The sequence below is a fragment of the Frankia sp. BMG5.60 genome, from assembly GCF_059428125.1.
In genome coordinates this window covers 2,989,703-3,009,306 of the sequence record NZ_CM182091.1, presented here as the reverse complement: position 1 = coordinate 3,009,306, position 19,604 = coordinate 2,989,703, and the positions used below count along the sequence as shown (strand labels likewise).

Sequence of the window (19,604 nt, the reverse complement as noted above, 5' to 3'; positions counted from 1 at the left end):
TCGCGCTCGCGTGCCCGCCGGCCGACTCGGTGTCGGCACCTGACGGAAGGTGGGCCTCCGTGCCCCTCCGCTACGGCTTTCTCAGCACCTACCCCCCGACACAGTGCGGCCTCGCCACCTTCACGGCGGCGCTGTTCGACGAACTGACGAGCACGGCGCCCGGCGCCTCCAGCGGGGTGGTCCGGCTGCTTGACGCCCCCGCGGGGCCCAACCCGCGGCCGGCCGCCGTCGTGGGGGACCTGGTGGCCGGGACCCCGGGCGGCCCGCGCCGCGCGGCCCGGCTCCTGAACGGCTTCGACGTCGTGGTCGTGCAGCACGAGTACGGGGTCTACGGCGGCCGGGACGGCGACGAGGTGATCGAGGTCCTCGACAACCTCGAGGTACCGGTGGTGGTCGTCCTGCACACCGTGCTCGTGCGCCCGACCCCGCACCAGCGCGAGGTCCTGGAGGCGCTGGTCGCGTCCGCGGACGCGGTCGTCGTGATGACCGAGACCGCGCGGGTCCGGTTGGTCGACGGGTACCGGGCCCACCCGCACCGGGTGTCGGTCATCCCGCACGGCGCGGCCGAGAACCGGCGCGCCGCGCCGACGCGGTCCGCCCGGCCGACCGTCCTCACCTGGGGCCTGCTCGGCCCAGGCAAAGGCATCGAATGGGGTATCGCGGCGATGGCGGAGCTGGCCGACCTCGACCCGGCTCCGCGTTACCTCGTCGCGGGCCTGACCCATCCCAAGGTGCTCGCCCGGGAGGGCGAGGCGTACCGCGACGGGCTTGCCGCGCTGGCCGGTCGGCTCGGCGTGACCGATTCGGTCGTCTTCGACCACCGCTACCTCGACCCGGGATCACTCGCCGAGCTGGTGAGCGGCGCCGACGTCGTCCTGCTCCCCTACGACTCCGTCGACCAGGTGACCTCCGGCATCCTCATCGAGGCGGTCACGGCGCTGCGGCCCGTCGTCGCCACCCGCTTCCCGCACGCGGTCGAACTGCTCGGCGACGGCACCGGCCTGCTCGTACCCCACGGTGACGTGGCGGCGATCGCGGCGGCGGTGCGCAGCATCATCACCGACGACGGCGTCGTCCGTGGGCTGGCGAGCGCCACCGCCGCCCACGCACCCGAGCTGCTGTGGCCCGCGGTGGCGCAGCGCTACCGCCGGCTGGCGGCCGGGTTGGCCGCCCGCACCGGAAGCAGGCCGGGCGTCGCGCCCGCGTCCCAGCGGGCTCCTGAGACGGTGCCCACGTCCACGCCCACGACGGCTACGGCAACCGCAACCGCAACCGCGACCGCGACGGCGAGCCGGTGACGGCCGCGATCTCGTTCAACCATCTTCTCCGGCTCAGCGACGACATCGGCCTGTTCGAGCATGCGCTCGGCTCGATCCCACGCCGGGAGTACGGGTACTGCGTGGACGACGTCGCGCGCGGGCTCGTCGTCCTCTCCCGCGAGCCGTCGCCACCGCTGGAGCTCATCCGACTGCTCGAGCGCTATCTCACCTTCGTGCTGGCGGCGCAGGCGCCGGACGGGACGATCGTCAACCGGCGGGACACCGAGGGTCGCTGGCTGGACAACCCCGAGGTCGGCGACTGCTGGGGGCGGGCCCTGTGGGGGCTGGGCACCGCGGCGGCCCTGGCGCCCACCATGCGGCTGCGGGCGCTGGCCCGCGACGGGTTCCATGCCAGCGCCGCCCGCCGTTCCCCCTGGCCTCGGGCCATGACGTTCGCCGCCCTCGGCGCCGGCGAGATGCTGCTCGCCCACCCGGATGACACCGCGGCCCGTGCACTGCTCACGGACGCCGTCAGCGCGATCGGCCCGATCGGCGACGATCCCGCGTGGCCGTGGCCCGAGCCCACGCTGCGCTACGCCAACGCGGCGGTGCCGGAGGCGCTGATCCTCGCCGGCGTGTGCCTGCCCGACCCCACGGCGCTCGCGGACGGCTTACGGCTGCTGGCCTGGCTGCTCCACGTGGAGACCCGGGGCGGGACGCTGTCGCCGACTCCCGTCGACGGCCGGCGCCCCCAGGGTGATCGCAGGCCCGGCTTCGACCAGCAGCCCATCGAGGCCGCGGCCATCGCGGACGCCTGCGCGCGGGCCCACGTGGCGACCGGCCGGAACCGGTGGCTCACCGGTCTCGAGCGGGCGCACGGATGGTTCCTCGGCGAGAACGACAACGGCACCCCGCTGATCGACGTCGCGACCGGCGGTTGCCACGACGGTCTCGAACCCGAGGGATGCAACGCCAACCAGGGGGCGGAGTCCACCCTCGCCCTGCTCTCGACAGCGCAGCACGCTCGCCGCCTGCTCGCGTCGAGGACCCCGTGACCCCTGAATCCGACGCCGTGACCGTTGCGCCCGACCCCGTGACCTTGGAGTCGGACCTGGTCACCCGGCATCCACCGACGCTGACGGCGGACCCCGGCAGGGTCATCGCGAAGCTCTTCCTCCCCGGTGAGGAGGGCGGCGAGCTGCACTCCCGGGCCGCGGGCATCGTGGCCAGGGTGCTCGACCTGGGCGACGACGAGGTCGACGGCCTCGTCGCCACCCTGCTCGACCGCTTCGAGCCCCGCCACCGGGACTACCGGGGCATCCTGACGCGGCACGCCGCGATCGTCGCTCCCCGGGTCCGTGCGCCGGCAGAGCTCTCGCCCGCGCGCACGCTGCTGCTCGGTGCGTGCTTCACCGCCGAGTACGCGGTGGAGGGCGCGGCCGTCACCAATCCCTCGGCGGTCGCGCACCCCGACCAGTCGGGGCTTCCGGCCGGCGCGCTGCGGCTGGCGCTCAGCCTGCGTGCCGTCGGCGAGGGCCACCTGTCCTCGATCGGCTTCGCGGTCGGCGTGATCGGCCCGGGCCCGGTGGTGCGGCTGGAGCCGCGCACCGGCCCGCTCACCACGGGCATGGCAGTGCCGGTCACCTGGGAGCACGGTCGGCTGCGTGCCCTGCTCACCGACCACGGCCTCGACGACGAGGTGACGCGTTCGGTCCTCGACGCCCTCGACCGGAGCCTGGCGGACGGTGACCTCGAACAGGCTTTCGCCAGCATGCCCGCGGATCTCCTGCGCCGTCCCCAGGCCGCCGGCATCCTGGCCGGGATCCGGTCCGTCGCCGGAACGCTGCGAAGAGTCGAGTTCCCGGCGGACAGCGGTCTCGCGCAACGGGTGCTGTGGCCCACCGTCGCCAGCGAGAGCAAGGGAATGGAGGACGCGCGGTTCGTCCGCTTCACCGCGCCGGACGGGACCGTCGACTACCGGGCGACCTACACCGCCTATGACGGCACCGACATCCGGCCGAGGCTGCTCACCAGCCCCGATCTGCGGACGTTCACGACCTCGCCGCTCACCGGCCCGGCAGCCCGGAACAAGGGGATGGCGCTGTTTCCCCGCCTCGTCGGCGGCCGTCACCTCGCACTCTGCCGATCCGACGGGGAGACCACCGGTCTGACAGCCTCGGATGACGGGCTGGTCTGGGAACCGTTCCGCTCGGTCCACGAGCCGACGGCGACCTTCGAACTCATCCAGGTCGGCAACTGCGGTTCACCCATCGAGACGTCGGCGGGCTGGCTCGTCCTCACCCACGGCGTCGGGCCGATGCGCACCTACACGGTGGGGGCGATCCTGCTCGATCTGGCGGACCCGTCCACCGTGGTCGCGGCACTGTCCGAGCCGCTGCTCACCCCGATCGCGACCGAGGCCGAGGGCTACGTCCCCAACGTCGTCTACTCCTGCGGCGGCCTGGTCCACGACGGCCGGCTGTGGCTGCCCCACGGGATCGGTGACTCGCGGGTCGGGATGGCGAGCGTGCCCGTCGAGGCCCTGCTCGCGCGGATGATCCCCCGAGCCTGACCCGACGGGCCCGACCCCCCGGGGCGGCCCGAACCGCGGGACCTGTCAGTCGAGGATGCGTCCGTAGACGGCGAGATAGTCGGTGACCATGCGAGCCGTCGAGAACCGCCGGCTCGCCATGGCCCGGCAGGCGGCGCGGTCGAGGCCGGCGGCCCGATCCACCGCGGCCGCCGCCGCCGTCGGGCCGTCGACCAGGAACCCGGTCACCCCCTCGTCGACGATCTCCGGCATGGCCCCGCGCGGGTAGGTGACTACCGGTGTGCCGCAGGCCATCGCCTCCACGACCGCGAGGCCGAACGGTTCGTCGAACGCGATCGGATGGAGCAGCGCCGCGGCGCACCCCAGCACCTCGGCTCGCCGGGACGGCCCCACCGGCCCGAGATAGCTGACCGCGTCCCCGTCGACGTGGGGCAGCACCTGCTCGGCGAAGTAATGCTCGTCCTGGACGATCCCGCAGATCACCAGCCGCCGGCCGGCCATCCGGGCGATCTCGATGGCCGCCGCGGTGCCCTTGTCGGGATGGATCCGGCCGAGTACCACCAGGTCCTCGCCGCCGGCCGCCGAGAACGGCAGGGCCGCCAGGTCGATGCCGTGGTGCACCGTCGCGACGTAGTCCAGTTCGGGGCTGCGATCGGCGTCGGAGATGGACACGTAGGCGGAGGCCGCCCGGCTGTAGGCGGGGATGATGCGCGGGTCCGAGAACCCGTGGACCGTCGTGACCATCGGCGCCCGGGCATGGGCCGCGAACGCCAGCGGCAGCCAGTCGAGATGACTGTGCACGAGGTCGAATTCGCCGGAGCGGGCCAGCGCGTGGGACACGTGCAACGCCTCCCACACCCGGCCGTCGAGCGTCGGGTCCTCGGCGTACCCGTGCGGGCATACGCCATCCAGCTTCCCGGCCGTGCGCGAGTCCAACGTCGCGAACAAGGTGACATCGACGCCACGCGCCACCAGGCCCTCCGCGAGGTGGCTGGCGATCTGCTCCCACGGGCCGTAGTGCCGCGGCGGGGTGCGCCACGCCACCGGCGCCAGCATCGCGACCTTCACTCCGCGCCCCGCGTCGCCCTGTCGATCACCATGCTAAGCCGCCTCGAAGCCGGGAGTCTCCACGGACCGTCCGCGAGCAGTATGGGCCTGCCCCGCATCCCGCCGGACAGATGAGAACGTACGAGGCGCGTCGCGACTTGTCCCGATGCGGAGCCGGTGGGGAGCCGATCGGTTACGATCCGGTTGGATCCAGGGCCGGAGGTGATCCAGTTTGGCGGAGCCGGGCACGTCTGCGCACTACGAGCGCCTGGCCGGCGCCTATGACGAGAACTGGACCTACAGCGACGCCTTCCTCGATTGGATGGCGCGGGAGATGTCCGGGGCGCTCGCGCTGACCTCACGGGACCGGATCATCGATATCGGCTGCGGGACCGGGCTGTACACCCGCGGCATCCTTCATCTGGTCCGACCGTCGACACCGATCCTCTGTGTCGACCCGTCTGAGGCGATGCTGAGCCAGCTTCCCGTGGATCCGGGGCTTCGCCCGGTATGTGCGTCGGCCGAACAGCTCGCAGGTGTGGACGGGTCCGAGGCGGAGTTGGCCGTTGAGTCTGGATCGATCGACGCGGTGATGGTCAAAGAGGCGATCCATCATGTCGCCCCGGCCGCCCGGGCACGGGTCGTCGCCGGGCTCACGGACCTTCTCGGCGCTGACGGCCGTTTCCTCGTCGTGATGTTGCCGACCCGGATCGCCTATCCGCTGTTCGACGCGGCTCTGGAACGCTTCGAGGATCTGCAGCCGGATCCGTCCGACATCGCGGATCACATGCGGGATGCCGGGCTGTCCGCCAGCCTCAGCTACCGTAACTACCTGTTGACCATCCCGAAGGATCGATATCTCGCGATGGTCGGGAGCCGGTACATGTCGTTGCTCTCGACGTTCGATGATGACGAGATCCGAGCAGGTGTGGAGGAGATCGATGCCCGTCACCCGGAGACGGTGCTGTCCTTCCCGGACCGTTTCGCCTTCGTGCTTGGCACGCGGAGGAGGTCCGTCTCGTGACGGAGACTGTTGATGACCGGCTTCATCGGCTGCAGGGCGAACTGAACGGCCACGACCGTATCGCGCGGCATCTTGGGCTCGATTTCACCCGGCCGATCAAGTCGTTGGGCGACGGCTATCCGGAGAACACCGTATCGCTCGTCGGGAAGATAGCCGAGCGGTTGCTGAAGCAGCTGTGGACGCATCACGACGTCCCAGGGGATCCGTCCGGCCGGGCGCTGAACGACCTGATCAAAGGCTGTCGGCCGCATATTCGCAGCACCAACGTTATCAACGCGTTCACTGACATCCAGCGGCTGCGGAACCGGTCCTCGCACGATGGCTACGAGATCGCCGAGGAGGACGGCCTCCTTGCGGTGCGTCGGCTCCTCGACGTCCTCGACTGGTTCACCAGTACCGGCGTCACCGCGATCATCGGGGACGCACCCAGCCTTGATCCGCTGGTCGAGCAGAAGGCCGAGTTTCTCTCGGGTCTCTACGCGACCCTCGGCTATAAGGCGATCAAGCGGTTCGAGCTGTCCGAGAGCACCGTCTACCAGTTGTTCTGCCGGCAGGTGGGGCTGCAGGCCGAGTATGTGGAGATCATGCTCAGCCGCAGTCTGGAGGAGCTGAACCAACTGCTCGTCGCGACCGGCGGAGAGCTTCTCAACACCCAGCTTCCGAAGCACACCCGATTCTTGATCGTCGAGGACGAGCCGTCCGAGGACGTTGCCCCGTTCGCGGACGGTGAGATCCGCATCGTGGCCTATGAGCGATTCATCGAGAGAATCGTCGACGTCCCGTCACACCTGTCCGAACTGGCGCTCGGCTACCCGCAGACACATCCGCGCGATGGCGCGTCGCTCAGGATATCCGCTGACGTCCTGGAAGCTGATCAGCATACCGGCGAGATGACGGTCACCGCCACCTACGACGCGGGAGAGATACTCCGGCGTCTCGCGGGGACCTCGGCGAACATCCTCGTCCTCGGTGGTCCGGGAAGCGGGAAAACGACGCTTTTGAAACAACTGGCGGCGGACGGCTCAGTGCCGGCGCGACACCGCTACCGTTTCTATCTGGACATGAGCCTGAAGGAGCCGGACGAGGATTTCGGGGATTTCGTCACCCGGATCCTCAATCCGTACATGACGGTCCCAAGGAACCGGGTCTTCGACGTCTTCCTGTACCTGATCCGGGCCGGGTCCGTACTGTGTGTGCTCGACGCGATCGACGAGGCGGTGCCGAACACGAGCCTGGACGCCTTCCTCGGCGTGTTCTCCGACGTCGCGCAGGCGCTGTCCGCCGAGTCGACGGTCGTGATGTCCTCGCGCTACTCGTTCCTCGCTGACTCGCCCGAGGCTCGACGGTTGCTCAACAACTCATCGCTGATCTCCGAGCGACTCGTGCAGCAACTACACGCGGGCGGGGTCGATCCGCTGGAGCTCCCACGGTTCAGCGTCGTCCGGCTCAGTGATCTGAAACTTCGTACGGACGACGAGCGGGTCTACGCGGCCTCGCCACTGGAACTGCGCCTCGCCCAGCTGACCGGCCGGCTCGCCCAGGGACCTGAAGCCTATGCGAGTGGGCACCTGTCGGACCTGGTAGCGACCCGAGTCGACCAGGTATTGAACTCCGTTGGGCTCCCTGAGCTCCTGCCGAAGCTGCAGGATTACTTCGGTCCCGCGTTCCTGGCGGACCAGGCCGTTTTCACCCTGGCCGACATCTGCACCCACGCGGGCATCGAGTGCTTTGCCGAGGGACGGGTCACGTGGGAGACGTTCCTGCTCGCGCCCCTGTTTCGCCCGGCCGGTGCGGGCACCGTGGCGCTGGTGCACACCGTCTTCCAGGAGTACTTCGCGGCTCGCTACCTGCGAACGGCGGCCGGACGGGGGGCCGCGGCCGGCAACGCCGAACCAATCCTGACCGAACAGGTCCGGGAGTTCCTCGTCCACCTCGGCGCCGAGACCATCCCCGCACCACCGCTGACCCTGCCGGCCGCGACCTACCTGGTCGGGCCGAGTCACCGCCTCCTGCTCCGGACCATCGAGAGGCCGGTGCTGTTCGACGAGTTCCCGGTGACCGTCGGGCGGTACAAGGCATTCCTCGCCGCGGTCGCGGCGCAGGGTTGTGCGCAGTGGGACCATCCCGACGTCCCGCCCGGTCACAGCCACGAACCCTGGCAGGAACGGCTCCGCAACCCCGAATACTTCACCGACCCGAGATACGACGACCACCCGGTCAACTGCGTGAACTGGTGGAGCGCCTTCGCCTTCGCCCGCTTCGAAGGGAAGCGGCTCCCGACCTGCGTCGAGTGGGAGGCCGCCGCCCGCGGCACGGACGGCAGGCTTTTTCCTTGGGGCGACGACCTCGATCTGGCCGCGGTCAACTGCGCCGACTCCTGGAGCGGCCGGCCGCTGGTGACCTACGAGGTGTGGAAAGAGGAGATCGACGGCGGCCGGCTGCGGGACTGCGTCCCGACCGCGGTCACCGACCATCCCGCGAACCTGTCGCCGTTCGGCGTGCGCGGCATGTCCGGCAACGTTTGGGAGTGGACCGAGACCGTCTTCGACGGCATCAACTCAGCCGTCATCTGCGGCGGCTCCTACGACAACCCGTACCGGGCCGTCCAGACCTCGTCCAAGGCGCTGTACCTGCGGCGAGGCAGCAGCAACGCCGTCGGGTTCCGCTGTGTACGGGAGGTTTGATGACCACGACCAGCGCGCCTGACAGCGGGCAGCGGTTCGGCCGGATCGTCGATCGCCAGCCGCTGGGCAGCGGACCCCACCGGGTCACCGCGACCTACCTCGTCCGCGACGACGAGACCGGAGAGATCCACGGCTTCGACTACAGCGACATCGTCACTGAAGGATTCCGCACGATCATCGTCGGGGAACGGGTGCGGTTCGAGGTCGACCCGCCCACCGGTCGCGCTCACTTCGTGATCAGACTCGATCTGCCGGAGGTCGACGAATTCTACCGGTAGGCCCGGCGGGCCGGCATTCCTTCGTCGCCGTCCATCCCGCCTCGATCATCGGCACGCCGGACTGGCCGGAAGGTCCGCTGCCGTTGCGGCACCAGGAGACGCAGGCCACGGCCGCCGTCCGCAGCACCTATTTCAGTGCCGCCTGCGCCCGCATTCTCTACGGAACGCCGGATCGTCCCAGCCGCTGGCACCGGCTCACCGACGAGGCCGCCGGCCCGCTGTTCGGAGTGGAACTTCTCCTGCCCAGCGCCGAACGCCCGGACCGGGCCTTCGCGATCTTTCACCTGCGGGCCGACGGGTCAATGCTCCTCGACGTCCTGCGCGCCGTCGCCGGCCGACGCGGCAGCACCGCGGCACCCCCCGACTTCGCTGCGGTCCTGCCGTCCTGGGCCTGCCTCGCCTCACCGGCGAGAGCGTTCACGGTCGCATTCCAGACCTTCGCGAACGCCGACCCGCCGCCACCCCCGGATGCCGTCCGCATCGACTCGTGGACGACCGCGGACACCTGGCTGTGGCACCTGGCCTCACGCACCACCAACACGGACTTCCCACCCGACCCCGAGCATGCCGATCAGCTCCTCGACGGCCGAGTGATCCTCTCCGCAGACTGGCGCGGTGTGGTCAACCGGGACGGCGCCGCGTTCGTCGGGCTGCGACCCGACCGCGGAGCCGAGGACATCTACTTCGGCTTCGCCCAGCTCTACGCCCACACCGCATACCTTGATGCCCTGCTCGTCGGCATGATTCAGAACGCCAACATCACCGAGATGATCGACGAGGCCGCCCGCGCCTTCGAGGCCGACGACCTTCCCCGCCACCTCGCCCGGCTCGAGGCACGCGCCGCCCGGTTCCGCAATATCTACTGGCTGCGCGACACCAGCAGCCATGGACCCGCGAACACCATTCTCACCGCCTACCAGGAACAGCACCACCTGCCCGAACGGTTCGACGCCGTGCTCACCGAGATCGTCGACCTGACCCGGATCGCCCAGACGCAGGAAGGCCAGCAGGTCGGCGCGGCCCTCGGCGTCCTCACAGTGATCGGCCTGCCTTTCGGCGCCGCGTTCGCGGTGCTGCAGGTTCTGGGCGCGAACTCGGCGCTCGCCCTGACCATCGGCGTACTTGCCGCTCTTGTCGGTTCCGGCACCCTGCTCCTCACCCGCTTCGGCCGTCTCCTCCTCCGCTCCCTGCGCAGCTCGGAATGATCATCTTTCCGCCGCTACTACTTCGCGCCGCGGCTTCCGGACCAGACGTGCCCGGACGACTCGCCGGAGTCAAGCTGCCCGAATGCCGGTACCGCGGTCGACGAAATCCTGCCCGTTCTGTGACGCATGCGCGCAGAGCTTGGTCGGGAAAGCGTCGGGCACGTCCGTTTTCCGGGTCACCGGCCTGTCTGCTGGCTGCTCGCCCAGTCCTTCGCTGATGAGGACGCCGACGGGACCGAGTGCTGCTGCGCAACATCGCCGCTAACCAGGTACCGATCAGCCCTGCCGCGGTGTGGCGGGAGCTCGGCGGCATCCACGGTGTAAACGCCATCGACGGGGAGGGCGGGTTCATCGACTTCGGCGATCTGGTCACCGCGGCGACGCGGGTCAGGGACGCCCGGGTCAGGCGACCCGACCGGCCAGCGGGGCAGCCGACCGGCGTCGAGCCCGGCGTCGAGCCCGGCAGCGACCCGGCGGCGCGCATCGGTGCCGCCGCATCCGACGCCATCAAGGCCGAGCAGTCCGGTATCTGACTCGTCCTCCGCATGCCAACCCGCACCTGTGCGGGTGCCGACCGCCATCCTCGCCTGCTGCGCGCGTTCGGACATCGAGCCGGCGCGTTCCGCACGCGGAAGGCATATTCTACGGATGGTAGAACTTTCGACGAGCCGTAGAAGATCGGTTGGTCGGCCCGGCGCGGGGTGACGGAGGTGTCCGGATGATCGAGGTGGTCGATGTGATCGGCGTGGGGCGATGACCACGACGGGTGGGCTGGTGCTGGCGGCCGGCTCCACCGACCTGGCTCGGGCGCAGACGGCGTTCTCGCTGGCGTTCCACATCTGTTTCGCCGTGTTCGGCGTTGGGATGCCGTGGCTGCTGCTCTACACCGAGGGCCGCTGGCTGCGCACGGGCGATCCGGTCTGGCTCGCCCTGACGAGGAAGTGGTCACGGGCCTTCGCCGTCCTGTTCGCGGTGGGGGCGGTGTCGGGCACCGTGCTGTCGTTCGAGTTCGGGCTGCTGTGGCCGGCGTTCATGGCCCGCTACGGCGGGGTGCTGGGACTGTCGTTCACCCTGGAGGGGTTTGCCTTCTTCGCCGAGGCGATCTTCATCGGGATGTACCTGTACGGCTGGCGGCGCCTGTCGCCGCGGGCGCACTGGCTGACGCTGTGGCCCATCGCCATCGCGGGCACGCTGTCGACCCTGTTCATCATCACGGCGAACGCGTGGATGAACGTGCCCGGCCGAGTCCACGAGGTCGGCGGTCGGGTCGTCTCCGCCGAGCCGCTGGCGCCCATGCTCAGCCCGGCCGCCCCCAGCCAGGTGGTGCACATGCTGCTCGCCGCGCTGATGTGCACCGGCGGCGTGGTCGCCGGCGTCTACGCCGTCGGCATGCTGCGCGGCCGCCGGGACGCCTACCATCACCGCGGCCTACGGGTCGGGTTGGCCGTCGTGCTGGTCTGCGCCCCGCTGCAGCTCGTCTCCGGGGACTGGGCGGCGCGGGTGGTGGGCGACCGACAGCCGGTGAAACTGGCCGCGATGGAGGGACTGCTGCGCACCCAGACCGGCGCGCCGCTGACCATCGGCGGCTTCTACGACGACGCCACCGGCAAGGTCCGCTTCGGCATCGAGGTGCCGAAGCTGCTGTCGCTGATCGAGGGGCTGCACGTCGACCACAAGATCACCGGGCTGGACGCCGCGCCGCCGGCAGAACGCCCCAACGCCCTGCTGGTGCACTCGGCGTTCACGGTGATGGTCGGTCTCGGCAGCGCACTCATCGCGCTGGCGGCGCTGGTCGCGCTGGTCATGATCCGGCGGCGGCGGCGTGGCCGGCGTCCCCTGCTGCCGACCGGCCGGCTCTGGCTGTGGGCCGCCGCGGCCACCGGACCCGCCGCGATGCTGGCGATGCTCGCCGGCTGGGAGGTGACGGAGGGCGGTCGGCAGCCGTGGATCGTCTACGGCCGGATGCGGGTGTCGGATGCCGTCACCGCCGCGGGGGGCGTCGCCTGGACCTTCACCGGCACCGTCCTGCTCTACCTGAGCCTGGCCGCGGCGCTGGTGCTCATCCTGCGCCGGATGGCGACCGGCGGCCCGGGTCCGGAGGTCCTCGCCGCGCCGTCCCCGCGCCCGCCGCTCGACGACGATTCCGGTGTCGGTCCCGGCGGTCCAGGCGGCCCTGGCGGCGATGCGGGCGAGGGCACCGGTGCCGGTGGCGGGGCCGGCTCGAATGGCAGCGCCAGGGACGGCGACGACGCGGCCGGTTCGGTGCCGGCCGGTCCGGTGCCGGTCGGGGGAGGGAGGCGGCGATGACCGCGGCCGATCTGCTGCTGGGCGTCATGGTCGGCGGGCTGACGGCGTACGCGCTGCTGGCCGGCGCCGACTTCGGGGGCGGCGTGTGGGACCTGCTCGCCCGCGGCCGCCACGCCGCCGACGAACGCCGTCTGATCGCCACCTCGCTCGGGCCCGTGTGGGAGGCCAACCACGTGTGGCTGATCTTCGTCCTGGTGGCGCTGTTCAGCGGCTTCCCGGCGGCGTTCGGGATCATCGGGTCGACCCTGCAGGTGCCCCTGATCTGCGCCCTGGTCGGGATCGTGCTGCGCGGCTCGGCGTACGTCTACCGCGCCTACGGCGCCGGCGCCGCCGGGCCGGACCACTGGTGGGGGCACGTGTTCGCCGTCGCCTCGACCATCACCCCCTTCTCGCTGGGCGTGACCGGCGCGGCCCTGGCCAGCGGCGAGCTGGCCACCGACGGGCCGCTGCGCCCCATGACGAGCGCCTTCGGGCTGGTGTGCGGCCTGTTCGCCGTCACCGTGACGGCGTTCCTCGCCGCCGTCTACCTGTGCCGGGACGCGGCGGCGTCGCCGGCGACCGAGCATCTCGTGCCCGGGTTCCGTCGCCGGGCGCTGGGCGGGGCACTCGCCTCCGGGGCGCTGGCCGCCGTCCTGCTGCCGCTGCTGTGGTCCGACGCTCCCGCCGTCGCCCACCGCTTCGGAGACCGGTCGATCCCGTTCGCCGTGGCCTCGGCCGCCGGTGGGATCGCCGCGCTCGTGCTGCTCTGGCGGCGCCGGTTCACCGCCGCGCGGATCGCCGCGGGCCTGGCCGTCGCCGGGGTGCTGTGGGGCTGGGCGGCGGCCCAGTACCCGGACCTGGTGGTCGGCCACGCCACGATCGCCTCGGCCGCGGCCCCCGAAGCCAATCTGATCGCCATGCTCGTCGCGATCGGGCTCGGCATGGCCGTGATCGTGCCCTCGACGATCCTGCTGTTCCGGCTGTTCTCCCGCCCAGACGCCGCGGACGCCCACCACACCTGACCGCGCCTCGCCGACCTGCGGCGTCGGCCTGCGCGGGGCGTCGGCCTGCGCGGGGCGTCGGCATCTGCCCGGCCGACCCAGCGGTGCTGGACGTTGGCGCTCGGCCGGCGTACGGTGCACCGGGCCGGGCCGGTGGGCGGCAGTGGCAGACTGATCGATGTGCATGAGGGTGACGCCGGGCCGGCGACGGGACCGGACCACGCCGAGATCGACAGGATCGTCGAGGCCGTCGTGACCATCCTCGACAATGAGCCGCTGTTCGCCGAGCCGGCGAGCCTGAGCATGCTCGCCGGGATGACGGGAAGGCAGCTCGGGCTCCCCCTGCAGGTTCCGAGTGTGTCGTTTCGACGGCAGTGGCTGCTCGCCTTCGTCTCGGAATGTGCCGCCACCGACGGCGGCCTTGATGCCATGGCCTCGGTCGTCGGGCAGATGGATGGTCGGGGGCGGGTGTACCGGGTGGTCGACTCGCTTGTGCGCGGCGCCGCCGGGCGGTCTCCGACTGCGAACGGGCAGCGGCGGAAGCCTCCGTTCCCTGGGCCCGTGTCGAAGAGCCTGACCGTCGGCGAGGAGATCGCCCTCGCCGACGTCTACAGCGATCCGGCCGCCGCGCGCCGGCTGCTGGATCGCGCCGGGCTGCCGTACCGCCGCCAGCCCAGGCCCGAGCGGAGCAGCGAGGCCTTCTGGTCGGAAGTGAACCGGCTGGTCATCGATGGTGCGTTCCCGGACGGGCGGGTGCGCATTCTTCGGGAAGCCGCAGCCGACTACCCGGCGAATCCCTGGTTCTCCGCCGGCTGAACCCGGCCGCCCCCGTCATCGGCCCTGCCCGCCGGCAGGGTGCTGTTGCCGGCCGGCAGAGGTCCTGCCCGCGACAGAGTGTTTCGGCGCGGCCGTGAGCCTTTGCTGGTACGCCGCGGACACCGCCGCCGCTGCCGCTGCCGCCATCCCACGGCGGGGTTCCACGGCGGGGTTCCACGGCCGGGACATGGGGCGCCCGCGGCCGGGATAGGCGTGTCCTTGCGGCGGGGACCGTGAACGTCTGGGACGAACTGCGTACCGCGCTCAGCGGGTCCGTGGCGTTGGACGTGCGGCGAGATTTCCAGGTTGCCACCGGCGACCGCGAGACGGCACCTCCCTGGTATGGCGACACCGCCTGGCAGGTGTTCGTCCATCTCGTCAACCGAGGTACCTCCCCGTTGGACGAGGGGTTCAGTGGGTCAGGATGGCGTGCATCTCCCAGACCAGGATCTCGGCGGGCTCGACGCCGGTGACCCGCTGGCCGGCGATGCCGGTGAACCGGACCGCGTCACCGGCGTGCAGCGGGCCGGCTCCCTCGAGCGTGACTTCGCCGCGGGCGACGAACAGGTGCAGGTAGGGGGCGTCGGGTAGCTGGATGTTCTGCCCGGTGCCGAGACGGGCGACGTGCAGTGCGGCGTGCCGATTGCGGATCCGGATCGCGCTGGCGCCGTCGTGGCGCTGCATCCCGGAGGCGACGGGGACGAGGTCGCCGCCGAGGAGTTCGCTGTCGATCTCGAGTTGCTCGTAGCTCGGGGTGATGCCCCGCTCGTCGGGGACGACCCACATCTGGACGAAGTGCACAGGCTCGTCGTGCGGCTCGCCGCCGCCGGCGAGGCGCCAGGCGTCGTTCTTCTCCGAGTGCAGGATGCCTCGCCCGGCGCTCATCCGTTGCGCCAGCCCCGGGTAGATGACACCGGAGGTTCCGGTGGAGTCCTGGTGGACCAGCGAGCCGCGCAGCACCCAGGTGACGATCTCCATGTCGCGGTGCGGGTGGGTCTCGAACCCCGCGCCCACGCGGACCGTGTCGTCGTTGCTGACCAGCAGCAGTCCGTGGTGGGTGTTGGTCGGGTCGTAGTGGTGGCCGAAGGAGAAGGAGTGCTTCGAGTCGAGCCAGTCGATCTTCGTCGTCGGGCGCTCGGCGGCGCGGCGGATGTCGACCTTGGGCTGCGGTGTCACGCTGGCCATGATGGACCCTTCCCATCTTCATGACGTGTCATCTAAACTAGATGACGTGTCAAGCAGATCTGGGGGCGGTGCATTCCCGGCGGAGCCCGTGCGGTGGCTCGACGAGCGCGAGCAGCGGGTCTGGCGTCGGTACCTGCTCATGACCAGCCAGCTCACCGCGCAGATGAACCGCCAGCTCGCCGCCGACGCGGGGCTCTCGCTCGCCGACTACGAGGTCCTCGTCCGCCTCACCGACGTCCCCGCCGGGCGCCTCCGGGTGACCAGGCTCGCGCGCGATCTGTCCTGGGAGCAGAGCCGGCTGTCCCACCACGTCTCCCGGATGGCGCGCCGTGGCCTGGTCGCCCGGGAGGAGTGCGCCGACGACGGCCGTGGTGCCCTGGTGGCGCTGACCGAGCACGGGCGGACGGCGATCGAGCACGCCGCCCCGGCGCACGTCGCCTTCGTCCGGGCCGGTGTCTTCGACGCCCTCACCGACGCCCAGGTGGACGCCCTCGACGCCATCCTCGGCTCGGTCCTGTCGGGCCTCCTCCCCGACGACCCCCGGCCGGCCTCCGACGGCGCTGCCGACCAGAACATCTCGGCTGGTCAGGAGGCCTGAGACGCCATGCCCAGGTCCCGGCCGGTAACCGCCGTCTGGACCCCGGTCGGAGGGCAGCCACCGGGCCTCGCTGGCGGCAAACCTTGTACTACACGGGCCGCAAGATAGGTACTGGTATGCCCGCAGAATGCGTACTGCGGGCTTCGCGGATCATGTAGCGTTGCCGTATGGCGACGTCAGGGTACGTGTCGCGGATCGCCGACGGTCCGCTGACCGGCCTGCTCGCCGAGCTGCCCGCTGTCATGGTCACGGGCCCGCGCGCGGCAGGGAAGACGACCTCGGCCCGGCGGATCGCCGGCGACATCCTGCGGCTCGATGACCCCGCGGTGGCCGCGGCGGTGGCCGCGAGTCCGGACGCCGCCCTGCGCCGCGTGCGTGAACCCGTCCTTCTCGACGAATGGCAGGAGGTGCCGGCGATCCTGGGCGCGGTCAAGCGCGCGGTCGACGACGATCCCCGCCCCGGTCGCTTTCTCCTCACCGGCAGCGTCGAAGCCGACTTCACCACCCGCCAGTGGCCCGGAACAGGTCGCGTCGTCCGGTTGGTGCTGCATGGGCTCACCGAGCGGGAGATCTCCGGTTCCGTCGACCAGCCGAGCCTGCTCGACCTGCTCCTGCACTCGGACCTCTCCCTACTGCGTGTCTCCGGCCCGCCTCTGAGCCTGGACGACTACGTCGACCTGGCGCTGCGCAGCGGTTTCCCCGAGGCCGCGCTGTACCTCAGCACACCCGGACGGCTCGCCTGGCTGGACGCGTACATCGATCATGTCGTCACCCGGGACGTGGTGGCCGCGGGGGAGCAGCGGGATCCCGTCCGGCTGCGCCGCTACCTGGAGGTTCTCGGGCTCTCGACGGCCGGGCTCCCCGCCGACGGCACGGTCTACCAGGCCGCCGGCATCAACCAGCGGACCGCGGATGCCTACGACCGGATTCTGACTGCTCTCTATCTGATCGATCTCGTCCCGGCGTGGTCGACGAACCGGCTGAACAGACTGACCAAGCGAGCGAAGCGATACCTGACCGATCCCGCGCTCGCGCTGGCCGCCGCCCGGGTGGACGAGCGCAGCGTCCTGCGGGACGGGGATCTGCTTGGCCGGATGCTCGACACCTTCGTCGTCGCCCAGCTGCGGCCGGAGGTGACGCTTCTGTATCCGCGGGCCCGGCTGCATCACCTCCGCTCCCGCGACGGCCACGAGGTCGATGTCATCATCGACCTCGGTGGAGGCCAGGTGATCGCCATGGAAATCAAGGCCTCGTCGGCGCCGTCCGCTCGGGATGCCCGCCACCTCGTGTGGCTGCGTGATCAACTCGGTGAGGATTTCCGCGCCGGCGTCGTGTTCCACACCGGCCCGATGCCCTTCGACCTCGATGACCGCATCTGGGCGCTGCCCATCAGCGCCCTGTGGGCAGCCCGGACCGATTAGAGCCTGTTCCGAGTCTGGATCATAAGTAGGGTGATCGTCTTTCGTTCGGGTGCTCCAGCTGGTAGCACGGTTGTATGACGCGTGGCGATCTGACCGACGGCGAGTGGGAGTTGATCGAGCCGCACCTCCCGCTGGGGGCGTCCGGGCCGATCCCTGACCTGCGCAGCTATGTCAACGCGGTGATGTGGAGGTTCCGTACCGGTAGCCCCTGGCGGGACGTGCCGGAGCGCTATGGTTCCTGGTCGACGATCTACGACCGGTTCCGTATGTGGGCGCGTGACGGGGTCTTCCAGACCCTCATGGACGCGATGATCACCGAGGCGGCGGCCCGCGGCGAGGTTGATCTCAGCCTGGTCAGCGTGGACTCCACCGTCGCCCGCGCGCATCACCACGCGGCGGGCATGGTGATCGACCCGGATCTGTTGGAGGACCTGGAGAAGGCCCTGACGGAGGAAAAGGGGCTTCACCAACCGGACAAAACGACCCGGTAGCGGGGGTGTCCACGAGTGGAGAGGACACCGGGCAGGCACGGCGCGCGGTACGCCGCCGCCACAGGGCCCGGCTGACGGCCGCCGAGCTGGGACGCTCCCGGGGCGGGCTGACCAGCAAGGTGCACCTCGCGGCCGACCGGCGCTGCCGCCCGCTGCCCCTCATCCTCACCCCCGGACAGGCCGCGGACAGCCCGCGTCTCCTCCCGGTCCTGAAGAAGATCAGGATGCGGGGGCCGGTCGGCCGTCCCAGGACCCGGCCGGACGCGGTCGCCGCCGACAAGGCCTACTCCTGTCGGGCCCACCGCGCCGACCTGCGCGCCCGGAAGATCCGGGCGGTGATCCCGGAGAAGGCCGACCAGATGGCCAACCGGACCAGGCGCGGCAGCGCCGGAGGCCGCCCGGTCAGCCACGACGCCACGCTCTACAAGGACCGCAACACCGTGGAACGCGGCATCAACAAGATCAAGGAATGGCGGGGTCTGGCCACCCGCTACGACAAGACACCCGAAAGCTACACCGCGGGACTCCACTTACGCGGGTCCATCCTCTGGCTACGCAGCCCGCCAACCACATGATCCGAACCCAGAACAGGCCCTAGCTGAGATCATTGCCCGGGCCGGGAGACCCGACGCGGAACCTGGCGCGGTCCCACGGCGCGTTCCCGGCCCGGGTGCCTGTGCGGACCTCTACACCCCGAGCGCGTCGAAGAGCATGGGCAGCGAGGCGTGCAGCTCCTGGTTCCAGTAGGGCCAGTCGTGCAGGCCGGGGCTGTAGAAGTGGGTGGTGAGCAGCGGATCGCTGGTGGCGCCGGGATGTGCGTCGAGGTAGGCGGACTCGAGCCGGTCGGCGAAGGCATGGCTCTCGCCGTTCGCGAGCGGCTCCAGGTTGACCAGGCCGGGGTCGGGGTCGTTCGGACCCTGGGTACCGTCTCCCGACGAGACGTAGACCGGGATGGCCGTCAGGCTGTCGACCAGGTGGTAGGGGTCGTGCTGTTGCCAGGTCGCGGCCCCGGACGACGTCGTCGGATCGCCCCACAGCGCGTTGATGTTCTTCGCCGACGCCGCCAGCAGAGTCTGGATGGTCTGGTAATCCCCGAAGGGATGCAGGAGACCGCTGTAGGCCGCCAGTGCCTTGAAATAGCCGGGGTGGCGCCCGGCGTAGGACAGCGAGCCGAACCCACCCATGGACATGCCGGCGGCGACCCGGTCGGATCCGGCGCGGTAGTTGCGTTCGAGTAGCTGCCGCACCTCGACCATGTGGAAGGTCTCCCACTTCGCCGGGTCCGATACCCAGTCGCTGTAGAAGCCGATGTTCCCGGCGTCCGGCATGACGGTGAGGACGTCGTGGCCGGCGGTCCGGCTCTCGATGTCGGTGTTGGCGGTCCAGGCCGTGTGGTCGGAGGTCGAGCTGCTGTTCGCTCCGCCGTGCAGCAGGTAGAGGAGTGGCCAGGTCCGGCCGGTCTGGGCACTGTAGTCCGTCGGCAGCAGGAGCCGCACGGTCTCGTCGGCGTTCATGGCCGTCGAGTGGATCGTCAGGTCGACCAGGCGCGAATCGCCGGACACCGGATAGGTCACGCAGGTGATCGACGAACCGTCGTCACTGCTGCTTCCGACCGTCTGACAGGTCGCCGCCTGCCCCGGAGAACTCGCGGCGACCAGGCCGACCAGCGCACTCACCACGACGGCCGAAGGCAGTACGGTCCACCGTCTCCATCTCCGTGTCCTCATGCCCTGGGACGCTAATCCGCCTCGATCCAGC

The 19,604-nt window shown here is 70.7% G+C and carries 17 protein-coding genes and 1 pseudogene; 15 read left to right on the top strand and 3 right to left on the bottom strand.

Going from position 1 to position 19,604, the window contains the following annotated elements:
• Positions 1-59 precede the first annotated feature (59 nt).
• The 3 genes from AC5R91_RS12040 to AC5R91_RS12030 are packed head-to-tail and all read left to right on the top strand — an operon-like array spanning position 60 to position 3,831.
• Entirely contained in the window at positions 60-1,298 is a 1,239-nt protein-coding gene (locus tag AC5R91_RS12040) for a glycosyltransferase (RefSeq protein ID WP_495397234.1), read from the top strand.
• On the top strand, positions 1,295-2,314 hold the full coding sequence (locus tag AC5R91_RS12035; protein WP_495397233.1) for a glycosyltransferase: 1,020 nt from the start codon (positions 1,295-1,297) through the stop codon (positions 2,312-2,314). The genes AC5R91_RS12040 and AC5R91_RS12035 overlap by 4 nt, the downstream gene beginning before the upstream one ends.
• Positions 2,311-3,831, top strand: a complete 1,521-nt coding sequence (locus AC5R91_RS12030) for a glycoside hydrolase family 130 protein (protein ID WP_495397232.1) — start codon at positions 2,311-2,313, stop codon at positions 3,829-3,831. Before AC5R91_RS12035 ends, AC5R91_RS12030 begins: the two co-directional genes overlap by 4 nt.
• Before the next feature lie 45 nt (positions 3,832-3,876).
• On the opposite strand, the gene AC5R91_RS12025 is transcribed toward AC5R91_RS12030, so the two are convergent.
• Positions 3,877-4,866 carry a glycosyltransferase family 4 protein gene (locus tag AC5R91_RS12025; RefSeq protein ID WP_495397231.1) on the bottom strand — a complete coding sequence of 330 codons (990 nt, stop codon included), beginning with the start codon at positions 4,864-4,866 and terminating at the stop codon, positions 3,877-3,879.
• Between the two features lie 223 nt (positions 4,867-5,089).
• Here AC5R91_RS12025 and AC5R91_RS12020 point away from each other — a divergent pair, with 223 nt between their 5' ends.
• From AC5R91_RS12020 to AC5R91_RS11980, 9 genes are all read left to right on the top strand, one after another.
• Complete coding sequence (locus tag AC5R91_RS12020; RefSeq protein ID WP_495397230.1) at positions 5,090-5,881, top strand: class I SAM-dependent methyltransferase; 792 nt, start codon at positions 5,090-5,092, stop codon at positions 5,879-5,881.
• Complete coding sequence (locus tag AC5R91_RS12015; RefSeq protein ID WP_495397229.1) at positions 5,878-8,565, top strand: SUMF1/EgtB/PvdO family nonheme iron enzyme; 2,688 nt, start codon at positions 5,878-5,880, stop codon at positions 8,563-8,565. Before AC5R91_RS12020 ends, AC5R91_RS12015 begins: the two co-directional genes overlap by 4 nt.
• A complete protein-coding gene (locus tag AC5R91_RS12010; protein ID WP_495397228.1) occupies positions 8,565-8,843 on the top strand; it encodes a hypothetical protein in 279 nt (92 codons plus the stop codon). The genes AC5R91_RS12015 and AC5R91_RS12010 overlap by 1 nt, the downstream gene beginning before the upstream one ends.
• Positions 8,844-8,926: 83 nt before the next feature.
• On the top strand, positions 8,927-10,048 hold the full coding sequence (locus tag AC5R91_RS12005) for a hypothetical protein (protein WP_495397227.1): 1,122 nt from the start codon (positions 8,927-8,929) through the stop codon (positions 10,046-10,048).
• 239 nt (positions 10,049-10,287) lie between these two features.
• Positions 10,288-10,581, top strand: a complete 294-nt coding sequence (locus AC5R91_RS12000; protein WP_495397226.1) for a hypothetical protein — start codon at positions 10,288-10,290, stop codon at positions 10,579-10,581.
• A 220-nt stretch (positions 10,582-10,801) separates the two neighbouring features.
• Complete coding sequence (locus tag AC5R91_RS11995) at positions 10,802-12,355, top strand: cytochrome ubiquinol oxidase subunit I (protein WP_495397225.1); 1,554 nt, start codon at positions 10,802-10,804, stop codon at positions 12,353-12,355.
• On the top strand, positions 12,352-13,356 hold the full coding sequence (locus AC5R91_RS11990; RefSeq protein WP_495397224.1) for a cytochrome d ubiquinol oxidase subunit II: 1,005 nt from the start codon (positions 12,352-12,354) through the stop codon (positions 13,354-13,356). The genes AC5R91_RS11995 and AC5R91_RS11990 overlap by 4 nt, the downstream gene beginning before the upstream one ends.
• A 159-nt stretch (positions 13,357-13,515) precedes the next feature.
• Positions 13,516-14,151 (top strand): effector-associated domain EAD1-containing protein, encoded by a 636-nt coding sequence (locus tag AC5R91_RS11985; RefSeq protein WP_495397223.1) that lies wholly within the window; start codon positions 13,516-13,518, stop codon positions 14,149-14,151.
• Between the two features lie 233 nt (positions 14,152-14,384).
• Positions 14,385-14,624, top strand: coding sequence for a hypothetical protein (locus tag AC5R91_RS11980; RefSeq protein ID WP_495397222.1), 240 nt, complete (start codon positions 14,385-14,387; stop codon positions 14,622-14,624).
• Here AC5R91_RS11980 and AC5R91_RS11975 read toward each other — a convergent pair.
• Positions 14,563-15,336, bottom strand: a complete 774-nt coding sequence (locus tag AC5R91_RS11975; RefSeq protein WP_495397221.1) for a pirin family protein — start codon at positions 15,334-15,336, stop codon at positions 14,563-14,565. The two genes, AC5R91_RS11980 and AC5R91_RS11975, sit on opposite strands and share 62 nt — an antisense overlap.
• An 88-nt stretch (positions 15,337-15,424) precedes the next feature.
• Here AC5R91_RS11975 and AC5R91_RS11970 point away from each other — a divergent pair, with 88 nt between their 5' ends.
• The 3 genes and pseudogenes from AC5R91_RS11970 (at position 15,425) to AC5R91_RS11960 (ending at position 18,421) form a co-directional block, all read left to right on the top strand.
• The gene (locus AC5R91_RS11970) at positions 15,425-15,934 is read left to right on the top strand and encodes a MarR family winged helix-turn-helix transcriptional regulator (protein WP_495397220.1); all 510 of its coding nucleotides are present in this window, start codon (positions 15,425-15,427) and stop codon (positions 15,932-15,934) included.
• A gap of 167 nt (positions 15,935-16,101) precedes the next feature.
• Positions 16,102-17,355, top strand: a complete 1,254-nt coding sequence (locus AC5R91_RS11965) for an ATP-binding protein (protein ID WP_495397219.1) — start codon at positions 16,102-16,104, stop codon at positions 17,353-17,355.
• A gap of 74 nt (positions 17,356-17,429) precedes the next feature.
• Positions 17,430-18,421 (top strand): annotated as a pseudogene (locus tag AC5R91_RS11960) (IS5 family transposase).
• A 111-nt stretch (positions 18,422-18,532) separates the two neighbouring features.
• Here the strand turns inward: AC5R91_RS11960 and AC5R91_RS11955 are convergent.
• Complete coding sequence (locus tag AC5R91_RS11955) at positions 18,533-19,522, bottom strand: alpha/beta hydrolase (protein WP_495397218.1); 990 nt, start codon at positions 19,520-19,522, stop codon at positions 18,533-18,535.
• Between the last annotated feature and the right edge of the window lie 82 nt (positions 19,523-19,604).

Coding starts and splice junctions, on each gene's coding strand:
- AC5R91_RS11990 (WP_495397224.1), top strand. CDS start 12,352: ATGACCGCGGCCGATCTGCTGCTGGGCGTCATGGTCGGCGGGCTGACG.
- AC5R91_RS12025 (WP_495397231.1), bottom strand. CDS start 4,866: ATGCTGGCGCCGGTGGCGTGGCGCACCCCGCCGCGGCACTACGGCCCG.
- AC5R91_RS12010 (WP_495397228.1), top strand. CDS start 8,565: ATGACCACGACCAGCGCGCCTGACAGCGGGCAGCGGTTCGGCCGGATC.
- AC5R91_RS11995 (WP_495397225.1), top strand. CDS start 10,802: ATGACCACGACGGGTGGGCTGGTGCTGGCGGCCGGCTCCACCGACCTG.
- AC5R91_RS11975 (WP_495397221.1), bottom strand. CDS start 15,336: ATGGCCAGCGTGACACCGCAGCCCAAGGTCGACATCCGCCGCGCCGCC.
- AC5R91_RS11965 (WP_495397219.1), top strand. CDS start 16,102: ATGGCGACGTCAGGGTACGTGTCGCGGATCGCCGACGGTCCGCTGACC.